The following is an 11,229-nucleotide window of genomic DNA, read 5'->3' as shown; positions in this document are numbered from 1 at the left end:
GGGGACCAGGGCATCAGGGCGGCAGGCTCGTTGGGGGCAGGTGCGGCGTTACAGACTGAATGGGGTTGATGGACTGTCGGTTAAACCACCCGGGCCCGCAACAGGTCATGAATGTTCAGGGCGCCGACCGCGCGGCCCTGGCCATCGACCACGATCAGGCCATTGATTTTCTGGGTTTCCATCTGCCGGGCCGCCTCGACCGCGAGCTGGTCAGCACCGATGGTGCGCGGGTTGCGGGTCATCACATCGGCGATCTTTGCGGTGCGCACGTCCAGCGCGCTGTCCAGCGCACGGCGCAGGTCACCGTCGGTGAACAGGCCGATCAGCACGCCGTCGGCATCGACCACGGCGGTCATGCCCAACCGTTTGCGGCTCATTTCCATCAGCGCTTCGCTGAGGCTGGCGTCGGCGCCCACGCTGGGCAGGTCCTCGCCGGTGTGCATCACGTCGGTGATGTGCAGCAACAGGCGGCGGCCGAGGCTGCCGGCCGGGTGCGAGCGGGCGAAGTCATCGGCGGTGAAGCCGCGTGCGTCGAGCAGGGCCACAGCCAGCGCATCGCCCATCGCCAGCGAGGCGGTGGTACTGGAGGTCGGCGCCAGCGCCAGCGGGCAGGCCTCGGCCGGCACACTCACATCCAGATGGATGTCGGCGGCGGTGGCGAGACTGGACTGCGGGCGGCCGGTCATGGAAATCAGCACGTTGCCCTGGCGCTTGAGTACCGGCAGCAGCATCAGCACCTCGTCGGACTCGCCCGAATAGGACAGGGCCAGCACCACGTCGTCTTCGGTGATCATGCCCAGGTCGCCGTGGCCGGCTTCACCGGGATGCACGTAGAACGCCGGCGTACCGGTGGACGCCAGGGTGGCGGCGATCTTGCGGGCGATATGCCCGGACTTGCCCATGCCGGTGGCGACCACCCGCCCGTGGCTGGCCAGGATCGCCTGGCAGGCCTGCTGGAAGGCCTCGCCAAGGCGGTCGGCCACGGCATCCAGCGCCTGCCGCTCGATCTCGAAGACGCGGCGGCCGCTGGCGACCAGGCCGGCAGGGTCGACGGAACGGGGGGGCAACAGGGATTCGGCCATGCGGACGCCACGCAGCGGAAGTAGAATGGACGCACATTTTATTAGGAAAGCCCGTTGGACGCCGACACCATCCGCAATCTGATCGAAACCGGCCTGCCTGGCGCCCGCGCCGACGTGCAGGGCGACGATGGCGTGCATTTCGAAGCGACCGTGGTCTACGAGGCCTTCGCCGGCAAGATGCCGCTGGCCCGCCACCGCATGGTGTATGCCACGCTGGGCGACCTGATGGGCGGCGCGATCCACGCGCTGGCGCTGAAAACCGTGACCCCGGCCGAAGCCGGCTGAACCGCAGAAGATCCCGAATACATGGCCAAGATCGTTGTGACCGGCGGCGCTGCGCTGCACGGTGAAGTGAGCATCTCCGGCGCCAAGAACGCCGTCCTCCCCATTCTCTGCGCGACCCTGCTGGCCGATGCGCCGGTGGAGATCACCAACGTGCCGCACCTGCACGACGTGGTCACCACGGTGAAGCTGCTGGGCGAGCTGGGCGCCAAGGTCACCATCGACCAGGGCACGCTGTCGCGCGGCAGCGCGATCGTGGTCGACCCGCGCTCGGTCAACCAGCACGTGGCACCCTACGAGCTGGTCAAGACCATGCGCGCTTCGATCCTGGTGCTGGGCCCGCTGCTGGCCCGCTTCGGCGCGGCCGAAGTGTCGCTGCCCGGCGGCTGCGCGATCGGTTCGCGTCCGGTCGACCAGCACATCAAGGGCCTGCAGGCGCTGGGTGCCGAGATCGTGGTCGAGAACGGCTTCATCAAGGCCACCGCCAAGCGCCTGAAGGGCGGCCATTTCACCTTCGACATGGTCAGCGTCACCGGCACCGAGAACGTGCTGATGGGTGCGGTGCTGGCTGAAGGCACCACCATCCTCGACAACTGCGCGATGGAACCGGAAGTGACCGATCTGGCGCACTGCCTGATCGCGCTGGGCGCGAAGATCGAAGGCCTGGGCACCGCCCGCCTGGTGATCGAAGGCGTCGAGCGCCTGTCCGGTGGCCGCCATGAAGTGCTGCCCGACCGCATCGAGACCGGCACCTTCCTGGTCGCCGCAGCGATGACCGGTGGCAAGGTCACGGTCAACCGTGCGCGCCCGAACACCATGGACGCGGTGCTGTCCAAGCTGGTCGAGGCCGGTGCGAAGATCGAGACCACCGACGACACCATCACCCTGGACATGCAGGGCAAGCGGCCGAAGGCGGTCAACCTGACCACCGCGCCGTACCCGGCATTTCCGACCGACATGCAGGCGCAGTTCATGGCGCTCAACTGCGTGGCCGACGGCGTGGGCGTGATCAACGAAACGATCTTCGAGAACCGTTTCATGCACGTCAACGAACTGCTGCGCCTGGGCGCGGACATTCAGGTCGAAGGCCACACCGCCATCGTGCGTGGCAGCGAGCACCTGAGCGGTGCACCGGTGATGGCCACCGACCTGCGTGCGTCGGCGTCGCTGATCCTGGCCGGCCTGATGGCCAGCGGCGACACCACCATCGACCGCATCTACCACCTTGACCGTGGCTACGAGAACATCGAAGAGAAGCTGTCTTCGCTCGGTGCTACCATCCGGCGCGTGCCATGATCCTGCGCGGGAAATTCAGCCCGCGTCGCAAGGCGCTGCTGGCCCTGGTGCTGATCGTGCTGGCGTGGCTGGGCTATGCCTGGTACGCCAACATCGCCATCACCCGGGGCATCGAGCAGAAGGACATGGACTGGAACGGCGACGGTACGGTCACGCGTGACGAGATCATCGAGTCGTTCTATGCGGTTGCGGTGAACGACAGCCAGGACGGCAACCGCCATTGCCGCACCTTCGTCTGGCGCAGCACCGGCGAGCAGATCCGCGTGGACTGCCGCACCGAGTTCAAGGCGGCCGAAGAGAAACCGGCCGAAGCGAAGAAATAAGAAAACGCCCGCGAAAGCGGGCGTTTCTTTTTGGGATACACCCATCCACGCCATGCGTGGATGACGTGGATCTCCGGTCAGTTCATCGCCTTGATGGTCAGGTCCAGCGCATCGCGGCCGCTCTCGCGCTGCAGCATGCGCGCCGGCACCGGGAACTCCGGCACGATCCAGGCGATCAGTTCCTTGTTGCCGTCGGCGCGCGAGACCTTGGTGGCCCCGTAGCTCTTGCCGCCCACGGTGATCGACTCCTTGCCGATCACGCGGTACGTCATGTTCTTGATGCGGCCTTCGTCGACCATGCGATAGGTCAGCGGCTTGCCGGCGGCCAGGTCACGGGCGATCGCCAGGTTGATCAGCAGCGCGTCCATGTCGCCCGCCTTCAGCGCGATGGGGCCCGCACGGTCCGGCTTGATGTCGCCGGTCCAGGTGGCCTGGTTGCTGGTCCAGTTGTAGTTGGCCTGCACGTTGCGCTTCTTCACCAGCAGCGCCGAACGGTCCTGGCTGCTGAGCGGGCGCAGCTGGCCACGGACTTCCTCGAACACCGTGCTCTGGCTGAGGTCGGCCAGCTGGTTCTTCACCTGCAGGCTGTAGCGCCACTTGTTGCTGCCTTCGCTGGCCAGGGTCATGGTGCCGTTGGCCTGCATGCCCATGTAGCTGGCCAGGTAATCCGCCTTGAACGGTTCCAGGGCCATGGCCGGCAGGCTGGCCACGGTCAGGGCAGCGGCTGCGATCCAGGTGAGGGGGCGGGTCAGGGTGTTCATGCTCAGACTCCTTGGTATTCGATCAGGCGCAGATCGACGCGATCTTCGCCGTCTTCGCGTTGCAGGATGCGCACCGGGGTGGGGACACCGTTGGCGATCCAGAGAATGGTTTCGTTTCTGCCGCCGTTGGTCCGGTAGACCCGCAGCGCGTTGTAGGACAGGTCGCCGACCTCGACGTTCTCGGTCTGCGGCGCGGCCTGGTAGTCGTGTTCGCGGACCTTGCCCATGTCCACGTAGCGGTAGTGCATGGCGGCGCCCGGGCGGGCATCGCGCATGATCGCCAGATTGATCAGCAGTGCGCTCTGGTCGCCCGCCTGCAGCGGGATCGGCTGCGCGCGTTCCTTCTTGACGTCACCGGTCCATTGCGCGGTGCCGGCCTGCCAGTTGTAGGTACCGACCGCCTTCTTGCCCAGGAACAGGCCCTTGCGCACCGTGCTCTGGCTGAGCGGCGCATACACGCCGCTGCGCTCCTCGAACACCGTGCTCTGTTCGATGTTCAGGCCCAGCACGCTGGCAAAGCCGCGGCGGCCGACCACCTGCATGTCCACCCGCCACTGGCTGCCGCCGGTGTGGGTGACCTGCATGCTGGCATCGCCCGCTTCCTTGCCCTTGTAGAAGGCCTGGTAGGTGGCGCTGAACGGCTGCAGCGGCGGTGGCTCCCAGGCCAGTGCCGGTGGCATCGGTACGACCGGCGCCTCGGCAGGCGGCTGCGCTGCGGGCACCGGTGCCGGCGGGGTGGCAGGCGCCGGTGCCTGTCCCCAGCCCACGCCGGGGAACACGGCAAGCGACAGCAGCAATGAAGTGGACAGCAGGGTCGTGGTCTTCATGGATGACAGGGACCGCAGGAGGGGGGCAGGATGCCAGCCCCGCAGTCAGCAGGGCGTGTGCAAGGGCGTTACCGGTTCAGGTTTCCGGCGGAATCTAGGGCCAAGGGGCTAAACAGGGGGTGACCGTCCAGCCAGGGCTGACCCTCCCGTTCAGCCAGGCGGCCCTCGCACAACAGCTGCAGGGTGGCGATCAGCAGCGGATGCTCCACCGCCAGCACGCGCTCGGCCAGGCTGTGCGCGTCATCACCTGGCTGCACCGGTACACGTACCTGCGCCAGCACGGCTCCGGCATCCAGCTCCGGCACCACCAGGTGCACGCTGGCGCCGTGCTCGGCATCGCCGGCCTGCAGCGCCCGGGCATGGGTGTCCAGGCCCTTGTGCAGCGGTAGCAGCGACGGATGGATATTGACCAGCCGGCCATTGAAGCGCTGTACGAAGGCCGCGCCGAGGATGCGCATGTAGCCTGCACAGACGATCCAGTCCGGCTGTACTGCGGCAAGCGCATCGCCCAGTGCCTGCTCGTAGCTGGCGCGGTCACTGAAGGACTTCGGTGCGTGTGCCCAGCGCAGGTTCGGTGCGACGCGCTGCAGGGCCTCCGCGGCGGGGCGGTCGGAAAACACGCCGACCACCTCGGCCGGCAGGCGGCCGCTGCCGATCGCGTCGAGGATGGCCTGCAGGTTGCTGCCGCGGCCCGAGGCGAGCACGGCGATGCGGGTTGGGGCGGTCATTGCAGGGAACTCCGGCGGATCAGTGGCCACGTCAGCAGGCTGCCGACGGTCGCCATCAGCATGTCGGCATGCGCATCCCACATGTCACCCTGCTGGCCGTTGTAGGCTTCGGCAGCATCCGGCGACAGCGCCAGCGCGATGGCCCATTCGAACCATTCGTAGACCAGGCTGGCGCACATCACCGTCATCACTGCCAGAGTGAAGGCCTGGCCCAGCCGCAGCGCTGGCCACGCATGGCGCGCCAGCTGCAGCAGCGCGGGAGTGAAGCAGACGCCGAACAGGAAGTGGATGAGGCGGTCGAAGTGATTGCGCTGCCAGCCGAAGGCCGCATTCGGCGACCAGCCGGTCAGCGCCTGCGCCCAAGCGTCGTAGGGCACGTTGGAATACAGCCAGCGCGCCGCCACGCAGTGCAGCGCGATGAAGCCACAGATGGCGATGAAAGCGCCGTTGCCCAGCCAGCCACCGCGGCGGTCGACCCACAGCAGCGCGGCCAGCCCGATCACGGTCAGGGTGCTGTGCAGGGCCTGTTCGGTAGGCCACAGCGGGTGGACCCAGCTGATGGCGAACACCGCCAGTACGGTGGCAAAGGCCAGCTTCTTGGGGCCCGAGAAGCGGTAGCGGGTGGGTGAGGCGGTCGTTGAGAAGGCTGGCGAGGACATGTCGGATCGATCGGGGAAGGGCGGCTGTCTGCCCACGGGCTCAGACACTGAGATGGTCGCCGCGGTCGAACAGCGCAGCCATCTCCGGCTTGGACAGGAACACCCAGGCATAAGCGGTCAGGGCCATGCCCAGCGGGCCGGCCAGCACGCCCAGCCAGGCCGCGCGCTGGCACCAGGCCAGGCCGGTGCGCTGTGAAAGCTGGCCGGCAGTGCGCAGCTGCACGAAGCCCAGCACGGTGGCCAGCAGGGCGATGGAGGCATAGATCGAGGTCAGCATCCAGGCGTCGTCCAGCCCGCGTGACTGGGCCACCCAGCCGCTGAGGCCGAGGAACGCCACTGTGGCGACCCAATGGAAGCCGGCCAACGCGTAGAACAGCACTTTCAGCGTCTGCAGATGGCTGGTCAGCTGCAGCTGCGCCAGGGTCTGATGCGGCAGCGGCGGCGGATTGCCGGAGGCAGTCATGCGGTCGTGGCGGGAAGGTCGAAGGCGGCCTTGACCTGCGGGCGCAGCAGGGTGATCAGGCTGAACACCCCCAGTGCGGTGCCGATCGGCGTGAACAGGCAGGCCAAGCCGGCCACGATCAGGCACAGCAGGTAGCGGCGGCGACGGGTCAGGCAGCGGCCGGCGTAGGCCACGAACGCACCCAGGGTCACGCCACCGAACACGATGACGCAGCCGACGATGGTGAACATCCAGCCGAACAGGCGTTCCTCGGCCGGCGATGACGGCTGGCCGCCGGAATTCATCGGCAGGTTGCCGGTGAGCGCGGTGATGCCCAGCACGATGTGGATGATGAAGATCAGCGAGAACAGCGCGATCAGGGCGCCGACCACGTAGTGCGCGATGGCCAGCATGCGCAGGTGATCGGCATCCTGCGCGCTGAACACCGGTACCGTCGCCAGCGGCGGCGGCACGGGGGCGGGCGACAAGGGGGGCGTTGCGTCCATGCGGGCTCCTGGGTTGCCGGGATCAGCCGATGTGGACGCGCTCGGCGCCTTCGGCGGTGACCACCTGGCCGATGGTCCAGTGCTCCAGGCCCTGCGCCTTGACCGCGTCGGACACTGCAGCCACCTGGTCCGGCGCCACGATCAGCACGAAGCCGATGCCGCAGTTGAAGGTGCGCCACATTTCACTGTCGGCCACCGCGCCTTCCTTCTGCAGCCACTGGAACACCGGCGGCAGGGTCCACGACGAGGCCTGGATGTCCAGGCCCAGGCCTTCGGGCACCACACGGATGATGTTCTCGGTCAGGCCGCCACCGGTGATGTGGGCCATGCCATGGATGGCCTCGCCGTGCGACTTCAGCAGCGACAGGATCGGCTTGACGTACAGGCGGGTCGGCGCCATCAGCGCATCGACCAGCTTCACGCCGCCTTCCAGCTCCAGATCGGCCGGGCGACCGGCGCGGTCGTAGATGCGGCGCACCAGTGAGTAACCGTTGGAGTGCGGGCCGGACGAGGCGATGCCGATCAGCACGTCGCCGGCGGCCACGCTGGCGCCGTCCTTCAGCTCGCTCTTCTCGACCGCAGCGACCGTGAAGCCGGCCAGGTCGTACTCGCCCGGGGCATACATGTCGGGCATTTCAGCGGTTTCGCCGCCGATCAGCGCGCAGCCGGCCTCGGTGCAGCCGTTGGCGATGCCGCCCACGACCGCCGCGGCGGTGTCGATGTCCAGCTTGCCGGTAGCGAAGTAGTCCAGGAAGAACAGCGGTTCGGCACCCTGCACCAGCACGTCGTTCACGCACATGGCGACCAGGTCGATGCCGATCGTATCGTGGCGGTTCAGCTGGTGGGCCAGCTTCAGCTTGGTGCCCACGCCGTCGGTACCGGACACCAGCACCGGCTCGCGGTACTTGTTGGACAGGTCGAACAGGGCGCCGAAGCCACCCAGGCCACCCATCACTTCCGGGCGGAAGCTGCGCTTGACCAGGGGCTTGATCCGCTCGACCAGCGCGTTGCCGGCGTCGATGTCGACACCCGCGTCACGATAGGTGAGGGGGGAGGGGGCGGAAGACGGGGTGTTGGTCACGGGCGTCGGCGCTGGCAGGGGTTGAACGGGCGATTTTAACAGGCCGCATTGGCGCAAAGGCCGTATTCGGGCAACAATTCCCCCGGATACGTCGAGCCAATGGATGTCCTGATGCGCCGCAGCCTGATTCTGACCCTGCTCCTTGCGCTGAGCCTGCCGGTGGCCACGATGGCCCAGAGCGGCCTGCGCACCGAGGGTGATGTTGCCACCGCCACTGGCGCGTACGAGGCCGAAGTGCCCGTCAACAGCCAAGCCGAAGCCGACCGCAACGGCGCCCTGGCCCGCGCCTTGAGCGTTGTACTGGGCAAATTGTCCGGCGATCGCAGCGTGATGTCGCGCCCTGGCGTGGCGCAGGCGCTGCGCAATGCCAAGGATTACGTGGCCAGCTACGACTACAAGCAGGACCAGAGCGTGAGCGCCAGTGGCGCCCCCAGCTTCCGTACCCTGCTGGTGGCCCGCTTCCGCGAGGACGATGTCGATTCGCTGGTGTCGGCGCTGGGCCTGCCGCTGTGGCCGCAGCCGCGCCCGAAGCCGGTGCTGTGGCTGGCCGTCGACGACGGCAGCGGTCCGCGCCTGGTCAGCGTGCAGCAGGCCAACGCCGCCCGGCCGTTGCTGAACCGCGCCATCGAGCGCGGCTACAAGCTGGGCCTGCCCAGCGGTGGTGCTGCCGAACAGGCACTGGCCGGTGCCATCTGGCGCCAGGACAGCGCCGCCGTGGCCCGCGCCTCTTCGCGCTACTCGCCGCCGATGCAGCTGATCGGCAAGCTCTACCGCGCCAACGGTGGCTGGCAGGCGGACTGGGTGTTCGTCGACAACGGCCGTGAGCTGAACAAGTGGACCAGCAAGGACGCCAACGCCATGCGTGCGATGGCCGCCGGTGCCGATGGTGCCGCCGATGCGCTGGTCAAGCGCTATGCCAAGGCGGGCGCCGCCGTCGGCCAGGCCGGCACCTACCGTGTAGTGGTCACCGGCATCAACAGTGCCGATGACTACCTGCGCCTGGCTGCCGGCCTGCGCGAGGTGCCGGTGGTGCGCAACGTCACCCCGCTGCACGCCTCGGCCGGCCAGCTGGAGCTGAGGCTGGAGATGACCACCGGCCTGGCCGGCTTCAACCGCATGCTGGGCGACAACGGTGTGCTGGCGCCGAGCGCACCGCTGCCGGCCCTGCCGACGCCGATCGATGACACCACCGGTACCCCGGTGGCCGCCCCGGTCAGCAACGAGTACCGCCTGCGATGACTCTGACCCCGGAAGCGGAAATCGCGCAGTTCCTGCGCCGCCTGAAGTACATCCTGTTCGCCGGCCTGGTCGGCTGGGTGGTGTGGCTGCTGGCGCCGATCCTGACTCCCTTCGTGCTGGCGCTGGCGCTGGCCTGGCTGGGCGATCCACTGGTGGACCGCATCGAGGCCACCGGCCGCTCGCGCATGACCGGCGTGGTGCTGGTGTTCGCGGCGATGGTGCTGGTGATCGTGGCGCTGCTGCTGGTGCTAGTGCCGATGATCGAGCGCCAGATCACCACCCTGATCGCGGTCGCGCCGCAGGCACAGGCGTGGTTGATGGAAAAGGGCATTCCCTGGTTCGAGCAGAAGACCGGCCTGGAAGTGATGCAGTGGCTGGACCCGGACCGCCTGATCGAATGGGTGCGCAGCCACTGGCAGCAGGCCGGCGGCTTCGCCACCACGTTCATGGGCTACGTCTCGCGCTCGGGCTTCGCGATGGTGACCTGGGTGGTCAACATCCTGCTGCTGCCGATCCTGGCGTTCTACTTCCTGCGTGACTGGGACAAGCTGGTCGAGCGGGTCGCGTCGGTGATTCCGCGCAACCAGATCGGCACCATCAGCGCGCTGGCGCGCGAATCCAACGAGGTGCTGGGCGCGTTCATCCGCGGCCAATTCCTGGTGATGCTGGCGCTGGGCGTGATCTATGCCGGTGGCCTGTCGCTGGTTGGCCTGAAGCTGGGCCTGCTGATCGGCCTGATTGCCGGCCTCATCAGCTTCATCCCTTACCTGGGCGCGACCACCGGCATCCTGATGGCGATCATCGCCGCACTGGTGCAGGCGCAGGGCTTCGACCTGAAGCTGCTGATCCTGGTCGGCGTGGTGTTCACCGTGGGCCAGCTGCTGGAAAGCTACGTGCTGACCCCGCGCATCGTCGGCGACAAGATCGGCCTGCACCCGGTGGCGGTGATCTTCGCGGTGATGGCCGGCGGCCAGCTGTTCGGCTTCCTCGGCATGCTGCTGGCGCTGCCGGTGGCGGCGGTGACCAACGTGCTGCTGCGCTATGCGCACCAGCGTTATCGCCAGAGCGAGCTGTACGTGGGCGAGAAGCCGGCGATCGTGCTTGATGGCGTGGTCGATGCCCCCCATATCATCATTCCGAACGACAAGGGCCCCGACCTGAAGTGATGGGTGTGCCGCAACTGCCGCTGGCCCTGCATTACCCGCGGGACCAGCGCCTGGAGACCTTCATCGGCGCGCCGGATGGCGCGCTGGCGCAGCTGCGCGCGATCGCGGTGGGCGCCAGCCACGATTGGGTCTACCTGGAAGGGGCGGCGGGCACCGGCAAGACCCATCAGGCGCTGGCGATGTGTTCCAGCGCCGAGCAGGCCGGCCGCCTGCCGACCTACGTGCCGCTGGCCAGCGCCGCCGGTCGCGTGCGCGCGGCGCTGGATGGGCTGGAGGTGCGCGAACTGGTGGCGCTGGATGGCCTGGACGAGGTTGCCGGCAACCGCGAGGACGAGATCGCGCTGTTCGATTTCCACAACCGCGCGCGCGCTGCGGGCGTCACCGTGTTGTACACGGCGCAGAAGGCGCCGGAAGAGCTGGGCCTGGTACTGCCCGACCTGCGTTCGCGCCTGGGCCAGTGCGTGCGCGTGCTGCTGCAGCCGTTGGATGAGGAAGGTCGCGCGGCGGTGCTGCGTGAGCGTGCACTGCGGCGTGGGCTGGCGATCGACGAGGCGGCCATCGAGTGGCTGCTGTCGCACACCGGGCGCGAGCTGGGTGGATTGATCACGCTGCTGGACTGGCTGGACCGCGAGTCGCTGGCGGCGAAGCGGCGGATCACCGTGCCGTTCCTGCGCCAGGTGCTGGAAGAAGGCCGGCCTCGTTACTGAGGGTGGGGTTTGTTTGCAGGGCTGCGCCCTGCACCCGCCGAAGCCGAAGCAACGTCAACGTCAACGTCAAAGGCTGGCTTCCTGAGGGGAGGCGGGGTGGCTCAGGTTGCGGGGGACGGCGCAAGTACGT

The 11,229-nt window shown here is 67.9% G+C and carries 14 protein-coding genes; 6 read left to right on the top strand and 8 right to left on the bottom strand.

Annotated elements, in window-relative coordinates; genetic code table 11:
• Positions 1–80 precede the first annotated feature (80 nt).
• Positions 81–1,082 (bottom strand): KpsF/GutQ family sugar-phosphate isomerase, encoded by a 1,002-nt coding sequence (locus G5A07_RS20510; protein ID WP_010483640.1) that lies wholly within the window; start codon positions 1,080–1,082, stop codon positions 81–83.
• 54 nt (positions 1,083–1,136) lie between these two features.
• Here G5A07_RS20510 and G5A07_RS20505 point away from each other — a divergent pair, with 54 nt between their 5' ends.
• From G5A07_RS20505 to G5A07_RS20495, 3 genes are read left to right on the top strand one after another with little or no spacing between them, the layout of a single operon-like run.
• Complete coding sequence (locus G5A07_RS20505) at positions 1,137–1,367, top strand: BolA/IbaG family iron-sulfur metabolism protein (protein WP_010483639.1); 231 nt, start codon at positions 1,137–1,139, stop codon at positions 1,365–1,367.
• A gap of 21 nt (positions 1,368–1,388) precedes the next feature.
• The gene (murA, locus tag G5A07_RS20500) at positions 1,389–2,660 is read left to right on the top strand and encodes a UDP-N-acetylglucosamine 1-carboxyvinyltransferase (RefSeq protein ID WP_010483637.1); all 1,272 of its coding nucleotides are present in this window, start codon (positions 1,389–1,391) and stop codon (positions 2,658–2,660) included.
• Entirely contained in the window at positions 2,657–2,983 is a 327-nt protein-coding gene (locus tag G5A07_RS20495) for a hypothetical protein (RefSeq protein ID WP_019336869.1), read from the top strand. Before murA ends, G5A07_RS20495 begins: the two co-directional genes overlap by 4 nt.
• A gap of 77 nt (positions 2,984–3,060) precedes the next feature.
• Here the strand turns inward: G5A07_RS20495 and G5A07_RS20490 are convergent, their stop codons facing one another.
• The 7 genes from G5A07_RS20490 to purM form a co-directional block, all read right to left on the bottom strand.
• The gene (locus G5A07_RS20490; protein ID WP_191863925.1) at positions 3,061–3,744 is read right to left on the bottom strand and encodes a DUF3108 domain-containing protein; all 684 of its coding nucleotides are present in this window, start codon (positions 3,742–3,744) and stop codon (positions 3,061–3,063) included.
• Positions 3,745–3,746: 2 nt separating this feature from the next.
• Complete coding sequence (locus G5A07_RS20485) at positions 3,747–4,571, bottom strand: DUF3108 domain-containing protein (RefSeq protein ID WP_010483630.1); 825 nt, start codon at positions 4,569–4,571, stop codon at positions 3,747–3,749.
• A 68-nt stretch (positions 4,572–4,639) separates the two neighbouring features.
• Positions 4,640–5,299 carry a phosphoribosylglycinamide formyltransferase gene (purN, locus tag G5A07_RS20480; RefSeq protein WP_010483627.1) on the bottom strand — a complete coding sequence of 220 codons (660 nt, stop codon included), beginning with the start codon at positions 5,297–5,299 and terminating at the stop codon, positions 4,640–4,642.
• On the bottom strand, positions 5,296–5,958 hold the full coding sequence (locus G5A07_RS20475; protein WP_049410284.1) for a DUF2238 domain-containing protein: 663 nt from the start codon (positions 5,956–5,958) through the stop codon (positions 5,296–5,298). The genes purN and G5A07_RS20475 overlap by 4 nt, the downstream gene beginning before the upstream one ends.
• 40 nt (positions 5,959–5,998) lie before the next feature.
• Entirely contained in the window at positions 5,999–6,421 is a 423-nt protein-coding gene (locus G5A07_RS20470; protein WP_191863924.1) for a hypothetical protein, read from the bottom strand.
• The gene (locus G5A07_RS20465; RefSeq protein ID WP_019336866.1) at positions 6,418–6,906 is read right to left on the bottom strand and encodes a hypothetical protein; all 489 of its coding nucleotides are present in this window, start codon (positions 6,904–6,906) and stop codon (positions 6,418–6,420) included. The genes G5A07_RS20470 and G5A07_RS20465 overlap by 4 nt, the downstream gene beginning before the upstream one ends.
• Before the next feature lie 22 nt (positions 6,907–6,928).
• Complete coding sequence (gene purM / locus G5A07_RS20460) at positions 6,929–7,987, bottom strand: phosphoribosylformylglycinamidine cyclo-ligase (RefSeq protein WP_049434457.1); 1,059 nt, start codon at positions 7,985–7,987, stop codon at positions 6,929–6,931.
• Positions 7,988–8,086: 99 nt separating this feature from the next.
• Here purM and G5A07_RS20455 point away from each other — a divergent pair, with 99 nt between their 5' ends.
• From G5A07_RS20455 to hda, 3 genes are read left to right on the top strand one after another with little or no spacing between them, the layout of a single operon-like run.
• A complete protein-coding gene (locus G5A07_RS20455) occupies positions 8,087–9,226 on the top strand; it encodes a DUF2066 domain-containing protein (protein ID WP_191863923.1) in 1,140 nt (379 codons plus the stop codon).
• Positions 9,223–10,392, top strand: a complete 1,170-nt coding sequence (locus G5A07_RS20450) for an AI-2E family transporter (protein WP_010483616.1) — start codon at positions 9,223–9,225, stop codon at positions 10,390–10,392. The genes G5A07_RS20455 and G5A07_RS20450 overlap by 4 nt, the downstream gene beginning before the upstream one ends.
• Positions 10,392–11,099 (top strand): DnaA regulatory inactivator Hda, encoded by a 708-nt coding sequence (gene hda / locus G5A07_RS20445; RefSeq protein WP_010483615.1) that lies wholly within the window; start codon positions 10,392–10,394, stop codon positions 11,097–11,099. The genes G5A07_RS20450 and hda overlap by 1 nt, the downstream gene beginning before the upstream one ends.
• Positions 11,100–11,229 lie beyond the last annotated feature (130 nt).

Source organism: Stenotrophomonas sp. AS012628, from assembly GCF_010608305.1.
In the GTDB taxonomy this organism is placed as follows: Bacteria; Pseudomonadota; Gammaproteobacteria; order Xanthomonadales; family Xanthomonadaceae; genus Stenotrophomonas; species Stenotrophomonas geniculata.
This window is presented reverse-complemented; position numbering and strand designations above follow the sequence as displayed.